This is a genomic window from Fimbriimonas ginsengisoli Gsoil 348 (assembly GCF_000724625.1).
Lineage (GTDB): Bacteria > Armatimonadota > Fimbriimonadia > Fimbriimonadales > Fimbriimonadaceae > Fimbriimonas > Fimbriimonas ginsengisoli.
Genome location: NZ_CP007139.1, coordinates 1,274,681 through 1,295,065, shown reverse-complemented (window position 1 = coordinate 1,295,065; position 20,385 = coordinate 1,274,681). Strand labels below are relative to the sequence as shown.

Annotated in this window: 16 protein-coding genes and 1 pseudogene; 5 read left to right on the top strand and 12 right to left on the bottom strand. The window is 61.9% G+C overall.

Annotated features, from left to right (window positions below; all coding sequences use genetic code 11):
* Positions 1 to 39 precede the first annotated feature (39 nt).
* Together OP10G_RS05855 and pruA are read right to left on the bottom strand one after the other, a co-directional pair.
* On the bottom strand, positions 40 to 492 hold the full coding sequence (locus OP10G_RS05855; RefSeq protein WP_025226820.1) for a GNAT family N-acetyltransferase: 453 nt from the start codon (positions 490 to 492) through the stop codon (positions 40 to 42).
* 228 nt (positions 493 to 720) lie between these two features.
* Positions 721 to 2,352 (bottom strand): L-glutamate gamma-semialdehyde dehydrogenase, encoded by a 1,632-nt coding sequence (gene pruA / locus OP10G_RS05850; RefSeq protein ID WP_025226821.1) that lies wholly within the window; start codon positions 2,350 to 2,352, stop codon positions 721 to 723.
* A gap of 275 nt (positions 2,353 to 2,627) precedes the next feature.
* Between pruA and OP10G_RS05845 the strand changes: the two genes are divergently transcribed.
* Positions 2,628 to 3,386 (top strand): mechanosensitive ion channel family protein, encoded by a 759-nt coding sequence (locus tag OP10G_RS05845; RefSeq protein WP_025226822.1) that lies wholly within the window; start codon positions 2,628 to 2,630, stop codon positions 3,384 to 3,386.
* 76 nt (positions 3,387 to 3,462) lie between these two features.
* Here the strand turns inward: OP10G_RS05845 and OP10G_RS05840 are convergent, their stop codons facing one another.
* A complete protein-coding gene (locus OP10G_RS05840) occupies positions 3,463 to 4,632 on the bottom strand; it encodes a PrnB family protein (RefSeq protein ID WP_025226823.1) in 1,170 nt (389 codons plus the stop codon).
* Between the two features lie 166 nt (positions 4,633 to 4,798).
* Between OP10G_RS05840 and OP10G_RS05835 the strand changes: the two genes are divergently transcribed.
* On the top strand, positions 4,799 to 5,044 hold the full coding sequence (locus OP10G_RS05835) for a hypothetical protein (protein WP_025226824.1): 246 nt from the start codon (positions 4,799 to 4,801) through the stop codon (positions 5,042 to 5,044).
* 225 nt (positions 5,045 to 5,269) lie between these two features.
* Positions 5,270 to 5,467, top strand: a pseudogene (locus tag OP10G_RS27805) (type II toxin-antitoxin system VapC family toxin); the annotation flags it as partial.
* A 4-nt stretch (positions 5,468 to 5,471) separates the two neighbouring features.
* Here the strand turns inward: OP10G_RS27805 and OP10G_RS05825 are convergent.
* From OP10G_RS05825 to OP10G_RS05810, 4 genes are all read right to left on the bottom strand, one after another.
* A complete protein-coding gene (locus OP10G_RS05825; protein ID WP_025226826.1) occupies positions 5,472 to 7,949 on the bottom strand; it encodes a right-handed parallel beta-helix repeat-containing protein in 2,478 nt (825 codons plus the stop codon).
* Between the two features lie 286 nt (positions 7,950 to 8,235).
* Positions 8,236 to 9,390, bottom strand: a complete 1,155-nt coding sequence (locus tag OP10G_RS24100; protein WP_227625123.1) for a carbohydrate ABC transporter permease — start codon at positions 9,388 to 9,390, stop codon at positions 8,236 to 8,238.
* Positions 9,391 to 9,422: 32 nt separating this feature from the next.
* A complete protein-coding gene (locus OP10G_RS05815; RefSeq protein ID WP_025226828.1) occupies positions 9,423 to 9,833 on the bottom strand; it encodes a hypothetical protein in 411 nt (136 codons plus the stop codon).
* The gene (locus tag OP10G_RS05810; protein ID WP_025226829.1) at positions 9,830 to 10,726 is read right to left on the bottom strand and encodes a carbohydrate ABC transporter permease; all 897 of its coding nucleotides are present in this window, start codon (positions 10,724 to 10,726) and stop codon (positions 9,830 to 9,832) included. Before OP10G_RS05810 ends, OP10G_RS05815 begins: the two co-directional genes overlap by 4 nt.
* A 275-nt stretch (positions 10,727 to 11,001) precedes the next feature.
* Here OP10G_RS05810 and OP10G_RS05805 point away from each other — a divergent pair, with 275 nt between their 5' ends.
* Positions 11,002 to 11,922, top strand: coding sequence for a hypothetical protein (locus OP10G_RS05805; RefSeq protein ID WP_144241018.1), 921 nt, complete (start codon positions 11,002 to 11,004; stop codon positions 11,920 to 11,922).
* A gap of 68 nt (positions 11,923 to 11,990) precedes the next feature.
* Here the strand turns inward: OP10G_RS05805 and OP10G_RS05800 are convergent, their stop codons facing one another.
* The 4 genes from OP10G_RS05800 to OP10G_RS05785 form a co-directional block, all read right to left on the bottom strand.
* A complete protein-coding gene (locus tag OP10G_RS05800) occupies positions 11,991 to 13,262 on the bottom strand; it encodes an ABC transporter substrate-binding protein (protein WP_025226831.1) in 1,272 nt (423 codons plus the stop codon).
* A gap of 275 nt (positions 13,263 to 13,537) precedes the next feature.
* Positions 13,538 to 14,182: a helix-turn-helix domain-containing protein gene (locus OP10G_RS05795; RefSeq protein ID WP_158409149.1), complete on the bottom strand. Its 645-nt coding sequence runs from the start codon at positions 14,180 to 14,182 to the stop codon at positions 13,538 to 13,540.
* Positions 14,183 to 14,286: 104 nt separating this feature from the next.
* The gene (locus tag OP10G_RS05790; protein WP_025226833.1) at positions 14,287 to 15,270 is read right to left on the bottom strand and encodes a Gfo/Idh/MocA family protein; all 984 of its coding nucleotides are present in this window, start codon (positions 15,268 to 15,270) and stop codon (positions 14,287 to 14,289) included.
* Positions 15,271 to 15,328: 58 nt separating this feature from the next.
* Positions 15,329 to 15,532 (bottom strand): hypothetical protein, encoded by a 204-nt coding sequence (locus OP10G_RS05785; RefSeq protein WP_144241017.1) that lies wholly within the window; start codon positions 15,530 to 15,532, stop codon positions 15,329 to 15,331.
* 354 nt (positions 15,533 to 15,886) lie between these two features.
* Between OP10G_RS05785 and OP10G_RS05780 the strand changes: the two genes are divergently transcribed.
* The gene (locus OP10G_RS05780) at positions 15,887 to 19,399 is read left to right on the top strand and encodes a hypothetical protein (protein WP_025226835.1); all 3,513 of its coding nucleotides are present in this window, start codon (positions 15,887 to 15,889) and stop codon (positions 19,397 to 19,399) included.
* A 12-nt stretch (positions 19,400 to 19,411) separates the two neighbouring features.
* Here the strand turns inward: OP10G_RS05780 and OP10G_RS05775 are convergent, their stop codons facing one another.
* Positions 19,412 to 20,377: an alpha-L-fucosidase gene (locus tag OP10G_RS05775; RefSeq protein ID WP_158409148.1), complete on the bottom strand. Its 966-nt coding sequence runs from the start codon at positions 20,375 to 20,377 to the stop codon at positions 19,412 to 19,414.
* Positions 20,378 to 20,385 lie beyond the last annotated feature (8 nt).

Here is a 20,385-nt window from a genome sequence, read left to right as displayed (position 1 = left end):
CCGATTCTACAACCGGTTTTCGCCCGATCCCCATATTTTTTACAGGATCTTTTCCATGCAAACGCTGTCGTGGACTCCCACGTAAGGGCCGTAGTTCTCGATGACCCGGTAGCCCGAACGTTGGTAGAGCCGGACGGCGGATTGGAGTCGCTTGCTCGTTTCGAGGATCGCGGTCGATGCCCCGGCCTCGGCGGCCCAGGCTTCGAGCTCCCGCAGCACCTGGGCGCCGACGCCTCGGCCGCGATGATCGGGGTCGACGTACATCCGCTTGATCTCCACCACGCCGTCTCGAACCCACCGAAAGGCGCCGCATCCCACCGGCTCCGCTCCGGCATAAGCCACCACGACCGTCGGCAGGTTGTCGGTTTTGTTGTGCTGGGTGTAAAAGGCATCGTTCTCTCCGTTGAGGACGGAGAGAAAACGCGTGAGCCTTTCGACCAACGATTGGAAGCCGGGGTCGCCGCTATCGGTGCGTTTGGTGGTTACGTCCATTGAATCGTAAGAACTGGAGTTCGAGGCAATGTCGATCTATTGTAATTCCGCCGAACGCAATTGCCGATTTTGGGTCGCGGACGCAACCTCTTCGAGGTAGGCGGGGCGGGGCACCGATACCAGGGTAGCTCGTGCCTCGCAACCCTTCGCTAGGGGACGAAATCCCTTCGGGATTGGGGAGCGATCAAAACCGCCGTCGCTCCACGAGGGGTGATCGTGCCACGACTCCTACGCCTCGCTCAAGAACGGGTATCGATAATCCGTCGGCGGAACGAACGTTTCCTTGATCGTTCGGGCGCTGAGCCAGCGGTAGAGGTTGAGCATCGACCCGGCTTTATCGTTCGTGCCGGAGCCTCGCGCGCCGCCGAACGGCTGCTGACCGACGACCGCGCCGGTCGGCTTGTCGTTGATATAGAAGTTGCCCGCCGCGTGGCGGAGCCGGTTGGTGGCGAGCTCCACGGCCGCGCGATCCTGAGAGAAAACCGCGCCGGTCAACGCGTAAGGCGACGTGGTGTCCACCGTGGTCAATATTTCGTCGAATCGGTCGGCGTCGTACACGTGTAGCGTGAGAACCGGACCGAACAACTCCTCGCACATCGTGCGGTATTGAGGATCGGTGGCTTCCAACACCGTCGGCTCGATGAAATACCCGACCGACTTGTCGTACCCGCCGCCCACCAGCACCTTTACGTCTTGATCCTTCTTCGCCTGGTCCAGGTAGCCAGCCAGCGAATCGAAGCTCTTCTCGTCGATGACCGCGTTGACGAAGTTCGAGAAGTCCTCGACGGTGCCCATCTTGAACGCCTTGATTCCGGCGACCAGCTTCTCGCGGACCTCGTCCGCCATGTTGCTCGGGATGTAGCACCGGGAAGCCGCCGAACATTTCTGCCCCTGGTACTCGAACGCACCGCGCAAGAGACCGGTGACGACCGCGTCCACATCCGCCGATCGGTGAGCGAGGACGAAGTCTTTGCCGCCGGTCTCGCCCACGAGCCGCGGATAGCTCCGGTACTTGCCCATGTTCTCGCCGACCGTCTTCCACATCCCGTTGAACACGCCGGTAGAGCCGGTGAAATGAACGCCGGCGAAGTGCGGGTTGCCGAAGCAAACGTCTCCCACCGTCCGCCCGTCGGCCAGCACCAGGTTGATGACGCCGTCCGGAAGCCCGGCCTCCATCAAGATCCGCATGAACATCTGCGCCGAGTAGACCTGCGTGGCCGCGCACTTCCAAACGACGACGTTGCCGCACATCGCGGCCGAGGTGGGGAGGTTGCCGCCGATGGCGGTGAAGTTGAACGGGGTGACGGCGAGGACGAACCCCTCGAGCGGCCGGAATTCCAGCCGGTTGTGCATCCCCGGTCCGGAGATCGGCTGTTGCTTGTAGATCTCGCTGAGGAAGTGGACGTTGAACCGGAGGAAGTCGACCAGCTCGCAGGCGGCGTCGATCTCCGCCTGGAAGGCGTTCTTGCTCTGGCCGAGCATAGTCGTGCCGTTCATGTATGGCCGGTATTTGGTGGCCACGAGGTCGGCCGCCTTCAAGAAGATTGCGGCCCGGTTCTCCCAACTCATCGCCGCCCAGCTCTCGCGCGCGGCGAGCGCGGCGTCCACCGCTTGCTGAACCTCTTGCGTGCCGCCATGGTGGTACTGACCTAGCAGGTGCGCGATCTCATGCGGCGGCCGGACGTCGCGCAGGTCGCCGGTGCGAACCTCCTTCCCGCCGATGATCATCGGAATCTCCCGCCGCTCCCCTTTCAGCTCCTTCAGCGCCGCCTTTAGGCGCGCCCTCTCCGCGGTTCCGGGAGCATAAGAATTCACCGGGTCGTTAACCGGTACGGGATACGAGAAGTAGCCGAGATCCATACGGAAAAGGGTACCAGCCTCCCCGGTGGCACTGACTTCTAGCCGGTGGGTCCCAAGGGCTTCCAGCCCTTGGCGGTTTCAACAGCCAGGATGGTCGCGGGGTTCATCGGCTGGGAGCCGATGCTACGTTTACACGACCAGGATGGTCGTGATACACACGGGCTGGAAGCCCGTGCCACTTTGAACACGGGAAAATCAAGGGAAGTCCATTTGAAGTACGGGCGCAGTTGCGCTCGATGCCGGCTGGTTTGGGAGCCGGAAATTATGGGAGAGAAATGGACGGAACTTCAAACGTAACGGTTAACAATGGATGGAGTGGCTTGGAGGCGGCTTGGTTTAACACCCTTAGCTTTTTGCCGAAGCTCCTGGCTTTCGCCCTCATCCTCGTCGTGGGGTACTTCATCGCGACCGCGCTCGGAAAGGTCGTGGACAAGCTCCTCACTCGCGTCGGCTTCGACCGCGCGGTGGAGCGCTCCGGAATCAGAGCGGCGCTCGCCAGCTCTGGTTTTCACCCGTCGCAGATACTCGGGAAGCTCGCCTTCTACACGATATTCTTGTTCGTGCTGCAGTTGGCATTCGGCGTGTTCGGACAAAACCCGATTAGCGACCTGCTGACGCGGGTCATCGCGTTCATCCCGAATATCTTCGTCGCCATCGTGATCACCGTCATTGCGGCGTCGATCGCGGCGGCGGTTCGAGATATCGTGAACGGCGCTCTTGGTGGTCTAAGCTACGGAAAGATGCTGGCCAATCTCGCGGCGGGCGCGATCGTCGTCGTCGGCGTCTTCGCCGCCCTGAACCAGCTTCAGATCGCCCCGGCGATTGTGAACGGGCTATTCTACGCGATCCTTGCGATCGTAGTGGGTGTGAGCATCGTCGCCATCGGCGGCGCCGGCATCCAGCCGATGCGCGCCCGCTGGGAGAGCGCGCTGAACCGCCTGGATCAAGAGGTCCCGCGAATCCAGCAGGAAGCCTCCGCCGCGCAACCGACCGCCGTCGTCACCCCGACGGATCGAACCGGCTACGTGAGCTAGCCTTCGGAGCTATCGGAGCCGTCGGAGCGCTGGAGAGGATTCTCCGTCGCTCCGATCGCTCCGCATGCTCCGATTGCTAAGTCCGAAGGACGTGACTTGCGGTTTCGTCGCGATGCTTTTTTAAGTACCGCATGAACGGAGTTCCCCCGGTGCCAACCGCGTGAGGGTTCTTCGGATCGGTTTGCGCCTGCTTGAAGATGTACGTCGCCGCGTACTCGAGGTGCAACGAGCGGAACCGCTCGACTCCCGCCACGCACCGATCGTACGCCGCCGTTAGGCTCGCTGACCCTGACCTCTGGACGAACGCCCGGACCGGCGGCCGCGCTTCCAGCGTCTGTAGCAGTGCCCGATGCTCGGGTGGCATGTACTCCCGCATCTCCATGAGATACGTTTTCAGCTCGTCGGCCTCGTGATACACCCCGAGCACCGCGTCCAGCGATGGGACGATGGCGCTTTGCGCCCCCGTCTCCCCTCGGAACTGCTGCGGCTGGCCCGCGTACTCGTCGACCCCTTCGTAAACCAACCCTTCCGGTAGGTCCGGATGGTTTTTCCAGCCGTGGATGTACGGCCGGACCCGATGGTAGTAGATGTACGGATCGCACCGCTCCGGCATCCGCCGCATGGTCGCGTACATCTTGTCGAGAGCGCCCCCGATCGTCGTTAGGTGTTGTTCCAGCGCCTCGACGTCGCCCGCGGCAGCGGCGTTTTGGGCGGGAAGCAGCGCCGCGATTCCCGGTGCGGCGGCGAGTTCGATGTCGACGTGGACGAGGATAAACCACTCCTCGTCTTCGCCCGCCAGGAAGTTCTGGATCAAGCCAATATTCCCGATCCCCGGCTCGCGGCTCTTATCGAACCGGAACCAGTTATCGAGGCAGTACGAAGCATAGGAGAGCACCGGCGGGCGGCCCTGACGCGTGGCAACCGCGTGCCACGGCACCGCGAGGCGTGCCGGTAAGTGGGTTGCCGGACGGTCGCCGCGCCAGACGTAAGCGTGGCCTAGGTACGAGAGGAGCGACATCGCGCGCCGCCACTGGCGTTCGTCGCGAAGTTCGTCGAGGGGGAAGGGGGGCAGCGCCTCTAGGTAGGCGCGCGCATGGTCGGTCATCAGCAGCTTCGGAAGCGCGTGAGCCGCGTCTTCCCAGGCGTCGAATGAGGAGGGGAGCCGATCCAAAGGATCGGTCGTTGGCAAAAAACCCCGGGAGTCGCTGACGTCGAACTCAGCGAGCGGGGCGGTTGAGGAATGCATTCATCATTTCCTTTCACCCGCTTGGCGGCTGCCGCACGACTCGCTCTCCGGATGGAGTCGCGCCGTTGCGGCAACATCTTGGGACTGGCGAAATACTACCTCCGCCGTGGCACGGGCTTCCAGCCACGTCGTAAGATAGATTGAAGGGAAGCTGTGAACATCCGTAATGACTAAATTGACCATCCAGATCCCCGATGAAGTCGCCCAAGGTCTCGAAATTGAGGCAGCCCAGCGACACATCTCATTAGAACAAGTGGTGGCGGAGCAACTCATTCGACTCTCGCCCGCAAATAAACCGAAGCCCATTCATCGTTATGCCTCCTTCTTCGGTGTAGCCGAAGGCCGGCCCGGCGCGCACGGTTCGGTGGAAGCGATCGACCGCTATGTCGAAGACCAGCGTAGCGAATGGTGAGCCTACTGGGCCACCGCGCCTACCTTGATGCAAGCACGATTATTTATGCGTTCGAAGGTATCGCAAAGTATGCAAATCTCGAAGAAGGCCTATTGGACTTGCTTGACGGTGGAAGCATGACCGCGGTCACAAGCGAACTGACCCTGCTTTGAGGTCGTTACCGGTCCTCGAAAAGCCGCGGATCACTTTCTTGAATCGACTTACCGAGCTTTTCTTGCCCCGTCTTCCGTAATGATTACCGAGCCGATTAGCAACTTGATTTTGGAGAAAGCCATAGATCTAAGGGCGCTGCATGGACTGAAAACACCCGACGCAATTCACATAGCCACCGGCCTGATCGCGGGGTGCACCGTTTTCATAACCCGCGATCAGGCTTGGGCCAAAGCGGGAGTAACCGTCATCGAGCCTCAAGAACTGGGTTGAATAGTTACTTCGCCGGCTTCAGCTCCACCTTCAGCGTCGCATATCCGTCGATCTGGAAGTGCTCGACTCGCATCGTATGGGGACCGGCGCCGAGGTGGACCCTCTTTGTGTAGAGGGTCGGCCCCTGATACTTCCAGGCGTCGGCGATCAGCGGCTTGCCGTCCAGCCAGAGTCGAGCTCCATCGTCGGTCGTCAGCGCGACGTCGTACTCGCCCGCCGGAACGCTGAACGTGCCCTCGCCGAGGGTGGCGTAATGGTCGTTCGGCAGTCCGCGCACGAGGGCATATCCCGCGTAGTCCAGCCGGTCGGTTTTAAGCTCCTTGATCGGCGCACTCTCCAGCACTTGGGCGAAATTCTTTGGATTGGCGTGCGGCTCCGCGGGATTCTCCGATTCCGACCAGCGGAAGAACTTAACATTCCAGGCGATCGGCGCGAAGAACCGTGAGAAGCCGAACCGAACGGGTTTACCGGCCGGAGTGACCACCCCCCGATAGTCGCTCGTCGCCGCGCCGACGTACTCCATTTCGATCTTGGTCGTGCCGACTTGGCCAACCTTCATCTCGACGTCGACGTAGCCCGGCACCGACCCCGATTGCGCGGAGACATGCGAAACCCCGTCCGAAGAAAGCAATCGCCACCGCCCCTTCGGACCGAGGATCTCATATCGCTTCCGAGTCACATTTCCCGTGACGCCCGGGTTTAGATCTTGCCGGGGCCACAGAAGCGGCCGCTTGAAATCGTAAGGTCCCCACTCGTCGACGAGAATGTATCGCTGGCCCCGCAACGTTCCCTTCGGAATAAACGGTATTCGCCCCCCCGTCATCGGCTTCGGAGCCAGGGTTCGCGTATCCATCGCCGTGCGCGACCAGTAAATGTCCTGCAGGTTCTTCGACGTAACCGGCAGGTCGAGCCAAACCGGCTCCCACCGCACGTCGAACCGCGAAATGTACTGCTTCGGATCCGGATCGAGCTCCACGATCGGACGCCCGCTCGCCTCCATCGTCGGCGGCAGAGGCCGGAACGAAGGATCGTACTGAACCGACTTAAACCCTTCCAGCGCCGGCTCCGCCTTAACGCTGCGAACCGCATTCGCGCCGAACTCGACCCCGCTCTCCTCTTTCTCCTCTTCCGATCCCCCCTCCAGACCCGGACGAGCCACATCCTTTCCCTTTTGGGTGATCTGAAGCACACGACCCACGCGGAAGAAGTTGTTCTGGTCGATGTCGACCTCGTGCGTATCTCGAACGCGGATCGCCGTCGTCGGAATGTCGCTAAACAGGTTCGCCTGGATTTTGTAGTCGTGGCTCACGGTGTCGTGGTGCTTCGGGTAACCCCAGTTCGGGTCTTGCGACGCGTTCATCCACAGGTCGAGCCCCATGTTGTCCCGGAAGAAGACGTTCGACGTAATCTCGTTCTTCTGCCCATGCTCGATGGCGATGCTCTCGGCGTTGTAGCCGAAGACGTTGCCCAAGATCTTGGTGTCGTACGAGTACCCTCCCCAGACGCCATGCCAGCACTCCATCACCTTGTTGTTGGCGAAAGTGTTCCGGCTAAACGTCGCTTCAATGCCGTTCGTCGGGGCGTGGCTGAAGTCGTTCCCGTACAGGAGATTGTCGTTGCAGCCGCCAGTCCCGGCGTCCATCGTGGTTTGCCCTGCCCACAGAAAGAACCCATCCCCGCCGTGGGTCACCGAGTTGTAAGCGAACACGTTCCGGTTGCACTGCTCGAAAATGAGGATGCCGGCCGAATCCTGCCCCCGATTGTAAACGCCGTAGCTGAAGCCGCGAACGCACCAGTCGATCCGGTTGTGCATGACCCGGTTGTCGCTGCTCCGATACAGGCCAAGGCCGACGCCGCTTAGGAATGAGAAGTCGTTGTTCCAGACCGTCCCATGGGTCGAGCGGTTCAGCATGAGGCCGCACTGGCCACCTTGCGCCCGCACCCCTTTCACTTCGAACCGGTCGCATCCCGAGAGATAGATCGCCGCCCCATACCGCAGCCACTCGTCGTTCTCGTTGTGGTGGTAGCTCATCCAGTCGGACTCGTCTTCCTTTTCAATGGTGGAGGCGAGTTTCTGCTTCCAGTTGTTGGAGAAGTCGCTGTCGAGAATGCGGAGCCCCTTCGCGTTTCGGGCGATCAGCCCCACCTTGTAGCCGTGGACGTTCAGGTTCTTGAGCGTAACGTTGTTCCCTTCGACCTGAACGGCGAGCCCCTTCCGCTTGTCCGGATCGGTCCTCTCGGCGGAGCCTTGAAGGGTCGCTCCGGCGAAGTCGATCGTGATCCCGTCGCCGCGGATAACGATCGCCGGCGTTAGCGTCGGAATCGTCTCGCCGCCGGCTTGTTTCTCTCCCTGGGCGGTCGCGAACCGGTACGTCTTCCTGGTGACCTTCACGCTCTTGGTGAGGACGATCCCCGGCCTTAACTCGATCGGAGCCGCCGATTTAGGAGCGAGGGCCACGACAAGGACAAATGGAAGAGGCATGGGCCAATTTTACGTGATCGTCCACCCCGTATCGGATTCGTGCCGGAATCTCCTCCGCTAGTGCCGTGTTGCTATCGTGGCACGGGCGGCTCGCCCGTGGGTATCAGAGGCGGCCCGCCTCTGAAAAGCAGTGATTGAAGCTGATCATCGGGCTTTCTCTGCAAAACGCATCACCAGGCACACCGTAGTTCCGTTGCGGGCAATCACGGGTAGGGAAAAGGCAGACAAAGAACTTGTCAGGTCGAGTTACTTGGGCTACCGGCTGGAAGCCGGCGCTACGGTCGCACTACTTCAGGCTGCCGAGCATGATGCCTTTTGTGAAATAGCGCTGGACGAACAGGAAGACGATGAGGAGCGGGGTTAGGACGATGAGGGCGGCGGCCATCTGAAGCGGCCAGTTGCTGCCGCCATAGCTGTTCTTGAAAATCGATAGGCCGACCTCGAGCGTCCGCAGCTCGGTCGAGTTCGTGTAGATAAGCGGACCGAAGAAGTCGGTCCAAACCCCGAAGAAGGTAAACGCGGCCGCCGTGGCCAGCGCGGCCCGGCTCAGCGGCATGATGACGCGCCAGTAGATGACCAAGTCGCTCGCCCCATCGATCCGCGCGGCTTCGTCCAGTTCGAACGGAATCTGCAAGAAGAATTGCCGAAGCAGAAACACCGAGAACGACGACGACACCCCCGGCACGATGAGCGCCCAGTAGGTATCCAGCCATCCGAACGACCGCAGCATCAAATACACCGGGATCTGCGTGACCGGCCCCGCGAACATCATCGACCCCAGAAAGAGCGCGAAGACGATCTCTCGGCCCTTGAAGCGGACGCGCGAGAGCCCGTACGCGGCCAGGGAGGTGAACAGCAACTGCGCCAGAACGACGGTGAAGGTGACGAACGCCGTGTTCAGGAAGAACCGCCGAACCGGCAGGGTCGGACTGTTGAGAACGGTGTCGTAATTCTCCCAGTGGAGATCCAACTTTGGCGTTGTTCCGCCGGCGGAATCGCTCACTTTCACCGCCGTCATCGGCAGGATATCTTTCAGCTCCGGGATCGGCGACTTGGGCGGATGCAGCGACACCAGCACCATCCAAACAAACGGGGCGAAGAGGACGGCTGCCAGGAGCCCGAGCGTCCAATAACTGGCCGCTTTCCGACCCGCCCCCGCCGCGGCCAAGATGAGCCCAAACGCACCCAGCGCTCCGCCAACGACGTGCCAAATCGGCGCCTGCTCGCCCAAGCGCCACAGCCAAGCGCCGAGGAGAACCATGGCGAGCCCGGCCGCGCGCTGAATCGACGAGGGAACGACGATCGGCAGCTCGCCAAGGGCGAGAACCCCCTGGAGAACGACGACCGCCCCGATCGCCATCGGAACCCCGATCAGCCAGCCGCTGACCGCGCCGAGCCCGAGCCGGGCGGGCAGCCAAGCGATGAGCGTCCCAAGGAGCACCGTCAAAACCGCATCGCGTAGCCGGGCAGACGTCAGGAGCCTTCCTCCATCTGGACGTCTCGAAGCGTCGGCTCGCTCCGCAGAATTTCCAGGAGCACGTCCGGCAACGGGCCCGCCTCTTTGTTTCGTCCGAACAGCTTGTCGGTAACGGAGCGTTGGCGCGTCACCATCAGCCGCCACTCGCCTAAATTAGGCTGCCCAGCTTCCTCATCCGAGTTTCCGCCGACCCCCAGTAGGTAGCTGATTCCGCCGAGGAAAACCTCCTCGCACCACCCCCAGTCTTCTTGGATCGGCTCGCCCACCGTCGCTCCCCGCTCGATCATCCGATTCCGCAGCCATTCGAGCATGTCCTCGCCAAAGCAGCACGGATTGATAAAGTGCGGCTTCTCGTCTGAGAGATTGAACCGGTCGGTTCGGAAGAGGATGTCGATCGAATGGCTCATATCGTGGAGTACCCCTGGAGTTGCCCTTTCTGGAGCCGGAACTGGAAAACCGCGATCGCAACGATGGCGGCGAGCAGGATGAAGCTTTGCGCGGCGGAGAGTCCGGTATTGAACCGAACCCAGGCCTCTTGGAAGATGTGATAACCGACCACGTCGGTCGATTCCTCCGGCCCTCCCTTGGTCATGAGGTAAATCGGCGCAAAGACCTGCATTGCTCCGATCGTCGAGGTGACCATGACGAAGAACGTCGTCGGCGCCAGCATCGGCAGAGTGATGCGCCAAAACGTTCTCGCCCGCGTCGCGCCGTCCAAAGAAGCGGCCTCGTAAAGCTCCGGCGGGATGTTGAGCAGCCCCGCGAGGAATAAGATCATCTTCGGCCCGATCCCGTTGAGCGCCGACATCACGACCAGCGCCCACATCGCCCATTGGATATCGTTCAGGAAATCGGTCTTGGTGGTGATGCCGAGCCACCCCAGCACGGTGTTGACCATGCCCGTGTTCGGCAGATACACGTAGATCCAGAGCATCGCCAGCGCGATCGGCGAGACGATGGAAGGGATGTAGTACAGGGTCCGAAAGATGGTGATGCCGCGCAGCTTTTGGTTGACGAGCAAGGCGACCCCAAGCCCGACCGCCATCCCGAGCGGAACGCTCATGAGCGCATAGCGGGCCGAGTTCCACATCGCGTTCCAGAACGGCGCGTCGCCAAACGTGTACCGGTAATTGAACAGCCCCACGAACTGCCTCTCGTCCCGCACTAAGTGGATCTTGAAGAAGCTGAGATACAGCGCGTACCCCATCGGAATCAGCGCGAACACGAGCAGGTGAGCAAACGCCGGCCCGACGAACAGCCAGCCAAGAAACTTAGACTTGCGGCTACTGAAGGTGGCCATGAGAAAACCGATGCCGACGGCTTGGAGCGTCTCCTATTATCCTTGGAAGCCTCCCGATTAGTCCCTTTCCGGTCGGATTCGTCGCTTAATCCTCCTGCTTCCGCGCTACCGGAACCCTTAGATCCACCTCGTTTATTTAGGGCCATTGAAACGAACGATTTGTCATCGTTTAGCCGTCCACGTTAAGGCTATAGCAAGAGTAGTTGTCCGGACCCAAAGTGGACCTACCGCTTTGTTTTTGGGGGCGAGGCTTGTTGTAGCCTCACTGGGACAACATGAAACATAGCGAAAAGATCTTGGCGTGCCTCTTGCTAGCCATTTGCATGGGCTGTGGCGGGAGCGGCGGCACTTCGCTTCCTTCCGATACCACTCCCGTCCTCCAAATGACAGGCGCCGGCGGATTCAACGGAGATTCGTCGCCGTTGAACGCTACGCCCGCCGACACCGACTTCGGCGACCTCGTAACCGCGTACACGCGGACGAGCGGGAACCGGAAGTTCGTCCTTTGGCTACCGACGAGCCAAATCCTCGCCGGACAGACGATCGCGATCAATGGATCATCGACGGCGAACGTCCTATACCAAGAAGGGGTAGGCGTCGGCATGAAGGCGTGGGTTGCGACCGCAGGCACCGCTACGATCGCGGCTGGCCCAGACGGAACGCTTACTGCGAACCTCAACGTGAACCTTGCGGCTGAAGGGCCTCCAAGCAGCGACGCGGTTGGTTCCCTCACGATTCAGGGAGCCTTTAAGAAAATGCCCGATCCGTTTAGACCGGGCGAGACCAAGATCGATATCGCGTTTTCGAACCAGAGCGGATTCTCCGGAAGTTCCGAGCCGTTCCCGGCCACGGCTACTGTCGGCGCCGGCTCGACGGCCCAGCACGGACTCAGGATCGCGGTCAGCACGGCCGGCGCACTCGCGCGAGCCTTGGAAGCCCAGACCGATCTGCATAATGCGGGCGAATCGGCCACCCTATCCGCCGGGAATAACCACGACTTTGTCGTGTACTCCGAAACAAGCGCAACGGAAACTCGGGCTTGGCGTGCCGTCAGCGGCACGATCAAGGTGGTCTACGAGAAGTACCACGGCGGCAAGCTCCAACTCATCAACGCCCACTTCGAACCGGATGAGGGGACGGTCAGCAACATGGCGACCGGCAGCTTCACGCTGAACGGAACGCTAGAGAAAGGCTAGGCAATTCCAGCAAGAGAGGGAGGCGGAGACTCCCTCTCTTGCTTCGCGACAGGCTCTTGCCTCCAAATCTACCGCTTCGCGAACTCGCGGTCGATGCGTTGGGCGGCGTCGGTGAGGGCAGCCTGAGGGGACTTCGCGCCGCGGAGGACGCTGTCCATCGCCTTTTGCATCTGGTCCTCCACCGACTCGTAACCTTCGATCCGCGAACCGTAAGGAGCGCGGGCGGACGGGACGATCGGAATGAACGCCGCTTCCAGCTTCGAGCTTCTTGCCCGCTCCTCGGCCACATCCTTACGTCCGCAGACGGCGATTCCGCTCGATTGGTACACGCTCTGCACCCGATGGCTGGTCATGTATTTGATGAACTTCCAGGCCATCTCCTTGTGTGTCGAATGAGCGCCGATCGCGTAGCCGCTCTCATACATCACGGTTTGCGACTGAGCGATCTGGTGGGGGAGCGGCGCCACCCCGAGATCATCCCAGGTGATCTTCGGCTTTCCATCCGGACCTTTCGGCGCCGCCTTGTAACCCACAAGCGACCAGTGCCCGCTGATCGCCATGGCGGCCTGGCCGTTCGCGAACGGGTCCACGCCGAGCGCGGCGGTTTGGCTGATGGAAGGGGCCGACTTGTCGATGGCGACTAAGTCGCGGAGGTAGGCCACCGCCTCCACCGCCTTCGGGCTGTCCAAATAGCCGGTCGCCCGGCTGCCGTCGGGGGCGATATGGTCGGCGCCGTTATTCCAAAGCCACATCACCCATCCCGCGGGCCAGTTTGTAAAGGCGAACCCGTACTGCTTGGGAGGATCGTCCGGTTTATCGCCCGCGATCGTCAGCTTCTTTGCGATCTCGCGGAACTGCTGAAAGCTCCAGTCCGAAGTCGGATACGGTAGGTGCGCGTTATCGAATAGCCGCTTGTTGTAGTAAACGACCATCGGCGTGAAGTCCTGAGGAATCGCGTAAAGCGCCTTTCCCCGACGGTCGATGTCGACCACGTTCGGATAATAATCCGACAGGCGGAAGCTCTTGTCGCCCTCGATCAACGGTGTAAGGTCGGCGACCATCTTGCTATTGATAAACAGCGCGGAACTGGAGGCATCGAGCATCAGGATGTCCGGCTCCGCTTTCGCGATAAACGCGAGAGTCATCTTCGCCACGTATTCGCCGGGGACGCTCTCCTCCCGCACCTCCACCCCCGGATTCTCCCGCTCAAAGTCCCGGTAGATCTTCTCGACCAACTTGTCGTAATCGTTCCCCTCCTTAGCCCCGCCCCAATTGGCGACCCGGATCACGATACGGCCATCCGCCGGTCGCGAAGCGCAGCCGGCGAGGAGAAGCGGCAAGGCTAGAAGGATGTTTCGGCGGATATCCGGGTTGTACCCGTGCTCCCGGCCGAGTTCCCCCCAGTGGCGGAATCGTCCCGAATTCCGCCGCCCACCCGCCGGAGCGCGGGCGTCCCGCCCGCTCCCCGGACCACGGGCGTCTCACCCGTCAACGGCGTACGGAGTACTTCGGGGGGGGGGGAGCCGCTCTGGAGAGCGGCGGTCCTTCCGGAATTCTCCACCCCCAACCCCCTCCTCATCGCACAATGCATCGACGAGGAGGGGGCTCTCGGGAATTACCGGGGGATTTCGCGGTAATGCCAGAGGTGGCCGACGACCTCTTCGTTCGCCTGAATCGGAACGTAGTCCCGCTCGAGCCAACTGCCGTTGGTGCGTTGGATCCGCTCGCCGGCAACCGCTTCGCCGGAAGCGATGATCTCGTCGATCCGTCGCAGGAACCCGATCGTGTCGGTGAATCCCAGCGCCGCGTCCTTCGTCATCCGGATCGCGTCTCGGCCGACGAGCGTCTTCGGCAAGGCCTTGTGCGAGAAGATCCGGCAGAAGCTCTCGTTGCAGAACTTCACTTTCCGATCCTCTGTTTCGAACAGCACCGCCGACGGTAGGCTATCCATGAGCACAAACAGGCGCTGGTTCGACTGCTGAAGCAACCGCTCAACGCGCTGCCGCTCGGCGATCTCGAACAAGAGCCGCTCGCGCTCCTCGGTGAGTCCTTGGGCCTCTTTTTGGAGAGCGCGGGCCACGACTTCGGTGCGGCTCATCGCGTCGAAGCGAGCGAAGATTCGACGCCAGTAGCTGGCGATCGTCTCAGCGGAGATCCCAAGGCGCGCCGCCATTTGACGATCGGTGAGCCCCTCTGCCGCGAGCGCAAGGATCTGATCTTCGCGGGTAAGCCGGCCTGGTTTTGCGGAAACGACTGCCATGACCAAGATGGTCGGCAGGTTATGGGAGAACCTCAGGGGCGCGGGGATGATGGTTGATGTTTGATGGCTGATCCGCTCAACCATCAAACATCACAAGTCAACGATCAGGCCGTGACCGCGACCGGAGCGCCGTCTCGTTCCATCGACTGCCAAGCGGCTTCGGTGAGGCGAATGACCTCCAGCCCGCACTCGAACGGCGACTCGCACTCGGCCACCCCGCGGCACGCGTCGATGAAGTTCTTATCCGGAGTGCTGCCACCGCCCAGATGCTCGGCCTTGAACCGGTTGTCGCTCCGGTCGACGATGGTGAGCTTGCCCTCGCGGACGTAAAACACCTGCTCCTCGCAGAAAATCGTCACGTCCTCGTGCCAGCCAAAGCCGTTGCCGACGACCGAGAAGGTGCCGAGCGCCCCGTTCTGGTACCGCATCGTAAGCGCGCTGTTGATGTCGACCTCGGTGCCGAAGTTATCGCCGTAGGCCGAGACCGAAGCCGCGCTGACGCCGGTGCTCCAGAGGATGATGTCGATGAGGTGGCTGCCCGAGTCGTTGAGCTGGCCGCCGCCGGAAAGGGAATGCTGCTGCCGCCAAGAACCTTTGGTGCCGCGAAGCCAGCCCTGTCCCTGAAGCGCCGCGATGAACTGAACCTTCCCCGATTCGCCGCTTTGGATCTTCTCGCGGATGTATCGGTATTCCGGCTGGAAGTGGCGCTGATAGCTGACCATTCCCACCTTCTTGGCGGCGTCGCGGGCCGCGATCACTCGGTGCGCGTCGGCGACGCTCGTAATGAGCGGCTTCTCGCAGCAAACGTTGGCGCCGGCGGCGAGGCCGTCGAGAATCTGCCCGACGTGCTGCGTGTGCGGCGTCGCGATCATGATCGCGTCCGGCTTGATCTCGTCGAGCATCTTCTTGTGATCGTCGAACCCGGGCACCGCCTGCGTTACGGGATGCTGCTCCCGGAACATCTGCATCTGCTCCGCGCTCGGATCGACCAAAGCCACGATCTCCGCTTCCTTCACCTTGGCCAAATTCCCCGCGCGATAACGCTGGAACCCGCCGCAACCCACCATTGCCACTCGAACCTTATCCATTACGCGGGCAGCATACTACGCGGCGTGCGTTTTTGTGACGCCTCTCGGATAGCGGCGCTTATGTCTCTTGCAGACTGCTGGGATCGACGTACGACAGCAGGAGTCCGCACCTAGGGCAGGCGTGAGTGGTGACAAGGAAGGCCCGGCCAAATCCGGTGAAGTTTCCGAAGAATGGCACCTCGGGTCTGGGATCGCCCGCCAACCAAGCCTCTTGGGAAGCCGACATTCCGTCACCCTTATCCCGCCGTCTTCCGGGAATCATCGCCACTTTGCAAGTTGGACATTCCATTTCGCGAACCATTCCCATCCAACCAAGATACATGTGCGATCAGGTGCCGTTGCACCTGATTTTCCGCAGCGGCCCGCCGAAGTCGTATCTCTTGCCGACAATAGTTGCCGTTTTGCCTTAATGCCTAATCATCCACCCGGCCGATGCTAACCTGTAGCGTTAGGTCGCCCCATGAACTCCTCTCTGGTTCGTTCGTTTCTGCTGCTATCTGTTGCGGCCCTAGGTTTGGCCGGATGGCACGCTTCCAGAGGTGACCACCTCAAGTCCTCGGTCACTAGGGAGCAGCGCGACACGGACGGCCCAGACCAAGCGTTCCAATGGCGTCGCATGGCGTGGATCGACGAGAACGGGGAGATCGCCCCCGGCGCCCTCGCTCGCGCTTCCGCGCAGCGGCTCGGGCTTTTGAAGCCGCAAAGCCGTATCTCCGGAGATCAGTGGACGCAACGTGGCCCAGGAGACGTGGGGGGGCGTAGCCGTGCGCTCGTCATCCATCCCACCCAGCCCCAAACGATGTGGATGGCCTCGGCCGGTGGCGGAGTGTGGAAGTCGACCGACGGGGGCGCGAACTGGGTCGCGAAAGGGGATAAATTTGCCTCCCTCGCCGTCGCCTGTTTGGCGATGGACCCCAAGAACCCCGGCATCCTTTACGCCGGCACCGGCGAGGGTTACTACAACTCGGACGCTCAGCGAGGGGTCGGCATTTACAAATCGACCGACGGCGGCGAGAACTGGAGCCTGATTCAAGGCAGCACGTCGATGGGCGACGTCAACAAGATCGCCATTTCCCCCTCCAACTCCAGCGTGATGCTCGCCAGCACCCAGAGCTACTCCAAGGGCGGCATCTGGCGCTCCACCGACGCCGGCGCGAGTTGGACCCGCGTGAGAGCAGGCGAGACCGGCTTTACCGTTGCCTTCATCGCCGGCGAACCCTCCAAAGCCGTTGCGTCCAACCTGTACCTCGAGAACGGCGTTTACTACCTGAGCGCCCTCTATTCCACCGACTCCGGCGCGACTTGGAACGCCTCGGCCGGCCCTCTCAACAAGGTTGTCCAAGACCGTGTCGAGCTCGCCCCCGCCCCGAGCGATTCGAGCCTCGTCTACGCGATGATGAGCGACGGCAAGGCGTACAAGTCGACAAATGGTGGCGCGAGCTACAGCGTCGTCACCACCGGAGGCAAAACCGACTCCAACTGGTATGCCGACGGGATCTGGGTCGATCCCACCGATCCTAACTTCATCGTCGCCTCCGGAACCTACGTTTACAAGAGCACGAACGGCGGACAGTCGTTCACAAGGATTTCTAACGGCTACATCCAGACCGAGAACGTCCATCCCGACGATCACCTTATCGTCGCGATCCCCGGTTACAGCGCCAGCAACCGCGTGGTTTACGTTTGTAGCGACGGCGGCGTCTATCGAGCCACGAACATCGCGACCGCTTCCGTCAACGGTGGCTGGGCCCGCCTCGATAAAACGGCCCGGGTGACCCAGTACTACTCCGTCGCGGGCGACGGTCCTACTGGGTTCATCGTCGGAGGAACGCAGGACAATGGAACCCTTAGCCTCTACCCCGGCTCCGATGCGGCGACCCTCACCTACGGCGGCGATGGCGGGTACGTGGCCGTCGACCCGACGAATCCGCAATACAACTACGGCGAGTACATCTTCCTCCAGATCTATCGGAACACGACGGCCGGCAACCCCGGCTCGTCCAACGAGATGATCAGCGGCTTGACCGACGCCGGCGGCAACGCCAACTTTATCGCCCCGTTCATCCTTGACCCGAACCGGCCGCAAGTCTTGCTGGCGGGGGGCATCTCGCTTTGGCGGTGCGCCAACGCTAAGGCCGCGGGACCGACCTGGTCGGCGATCAAGTCGCCGATCTCCAACTCGGTGCCGATTTCCGCCATCGCCGTCGCGCCCGGAAATAGCGACTTAATTTGGGTCGGCTACAACGATGGCCGCCTGTACAAGACCTCGAACGGCACTGCCGCGTCACCCACTTGGACCGCCGTCGACGATAACAGCGCCGCCAACCCGCTCCCCAACCGCTACATCACCCGCATCCTCGTGGATCCCGATAATGCGAACAAGGCATACGTCGCTCTGGGCGGCTACACCATCAGCAATCTTTGGGTTACCGCCAACGCCGGCTCGACTTGGACGGTTCGCTCGGGCAACCTGCCGCAAGCGCCGATTCGGGCGATTGCCCGCAAGCCAGGCTCGCCCGACACTCTCTACGTGGGCACCGAAGTCGGCATCTTCTCGTCGGCCGACGGAGGAGGGACTTGGTCGACGACCTCCGACGCTCCTTCCAACGTGGCGATCGACGACCTTCAATATCTGAACAACTCCACGACGCTAGTGGCCGCCAGCCATGGGCGTGGTCTCTGGGTGCTGAAAACTGCGGAGTCGGCCCTTAAGTCGTTGACGCTGGACAAAACCACCGTCGTCGGCGGGCAGAGCGCCACCGCCACCGTAACGTCCTCTAAAGCCGCCCCGGCCGGTGGCCTCAGCGTCGCCTTGTCGAGCGCAGATGCGGCCGTGACCGTACCGGCATCGGTGACGATCGCCGCCGGCGCGACGACCGCAACGTTTACCGTAAACACCAAGAGCGTGACCGCGAACAAAACAGTGCGGTTAACCGCGGCCGCCGGCGGGGGCAGCGTTTTCGCCGACCTAGCCGTCCTCTCCTCGCCCTTAAGCGGAATCACTGTGGCTCCGGCTGAGGTCGGCGCGGGCTATATCGCCACCGGGACCGTAACTTTAGGGAGCCCGGCTCCGGCGGGCGGCAGTGCCGTGTCGTTGAAATCGAGCGGAGCCGCCGCAACTGTCGACGCCACCGTGACGGTTCCGGCCGGCGCGACCAAGGCAACCTTCCCGGTTCGCGCACAGAACGTCTCTGTCGCGACCAACGTCACGATCACCGCGACGCTCGGGACTGGTTCCGCGACTGCTCCCCTGAAGGTCTTCCCGGTGCAATTGAGCACGGTCACCGTGAGTCCGGGCGCCATTCCCGGCGGCGTTGTCGCCGGTGCTCCTAGCCTCACCGCCACCCTCAGCGCCAAGGTGCCGACTGAAGTGAAGGTGACGCTGAGCAGTAACAACGCCGCGGTTGCATCCGTCCCGGCAACCATCACGATCCCCGCGAACACGCTGAGTGCCTCCGCAACCGTCACGACCAAACCGGTAACGGTAAACACTTCCGTCACCTTCACCGCGATGGCGGGATCGTCGACGAAGACGGCGTCCCTTATCGTCACGGCTCCCACCCTGACCACCCTCGCCCTCAGTAAGCCGAGCGTAACCGGCGGTTCCGGAGAAGAGCTGAAGGCCACCGTCACGCTGAGCGGTCCCGCCCCTTCCGCCGGGGTTACGGTGGCGCTCAAGAGCTCCAACTCCGTCATCGCGACCCCGGTGAACGTAAAAGTATTGGCAGGGGCGACCTCCGCCGTGGCGACTTTAACCCACACCCGTGTCTCCGCAACCACGTCGGTAACGATCACCGCGACGCTAGGCGCCAACAGTCGGACCGCGATCGAGATGGTTAATACCTACACGCTGAAATCGGTAGCCATGAACCCAACCTCGGTGGTCGGTGGCTCCTCGGCAGTCGGAACCGTAACGCTTCCCGCCAACGCTCCGGCCGGCGGAATCGTCGTGACGCTGTCCAGCTCGTCGACCGTGGTCAAGGTTCCCGTCTCCGTCACCGTTCCCGCCGGCGCCTCCACGGCCACATTCACGGCGACGACCAAAGTGGTAACCGCCGCCACCACCGTCACCCTAACCGCCAAAGTCGGCAGCTCCACCCAAACCGCCACCCTAACCGTAAAACACTAACTTCCGGAGCGGCTAAGATCGGCTCGCGGACTGCACCAAGGTATTCACGAACTCCTTAGGAATCTGGCCGCTTCGGTCAGGGGGCACGTTGAGCAGAAGGTTGCACCCCCGCGCCCGGGCGACCGTGCGCATGGCAGAGACTTCCGCCACGGAACGTGGCTGGTCCCGTTCGTCGTGGAACCAGTAGTAGCCGAGGCAGTCGCACACTTCGGTCGGGACGTAGAAGCGCTCGCCGCCTATCTCGTACCAACGGGAGTGCCCGATCGTCGCGCCGTCCTCTCCCTGTCCCCAACGAGCGCACTCGGGTAACTGCCGTTCCCGGGTTGCCACGTCGGTCGGCCAGGCATGGTCCACGTCGAGCAGGCTCGAGCCTTGGCAACCCTGGTTCATGATGACGAACGTTTCCGGCTGAAGAGAGGCGCAGAGGTCGTAACACTCCCGTCGCCCCTCGGGACCGAGAACCTGAGGGATATCGATCCACATTTCGAAGATCGGGCCATAGGTGGTGAGCAGCTCCGCCAGTTGGAGAAGTTGAAAATCGCGATATTCCCGCGTGGCATGGCTCTTGTAGATCCCGACGTCGCCTGCGGTGACGGTGCCGAAGCGATGGTGGTTGTCCCACGAGCAGTAGTAGAGGCCGAGGCCAAGCCCGTGCTTCGCGCACGCTTCCGCCGCGGCGGCGACCACGTCCGTTTTGTTGGCGCTGGCCCCGATATGGTAGTCGGTATGCCGGGACGGCCAAAGACAATGCCCGGCGACGTGCTTGGCGGTGAGAACCAGGTACCGCATCCCGGCTTCTTTCGCCGCCCGCGCCCATCCATCGGCGTCGATGCCGTCAGGAGCATAGGTCATCGGATCCGCTTGGCCATCGGGACACTCCTCGCCCAGAAACGTGCTCATGCCGAAGTGCACGAACATCCCAAATCCGAGCGCCTCCCACTCCTCCAGCCGAGCCTTGGACAACCTCTGTGAATCCACGATCCCTA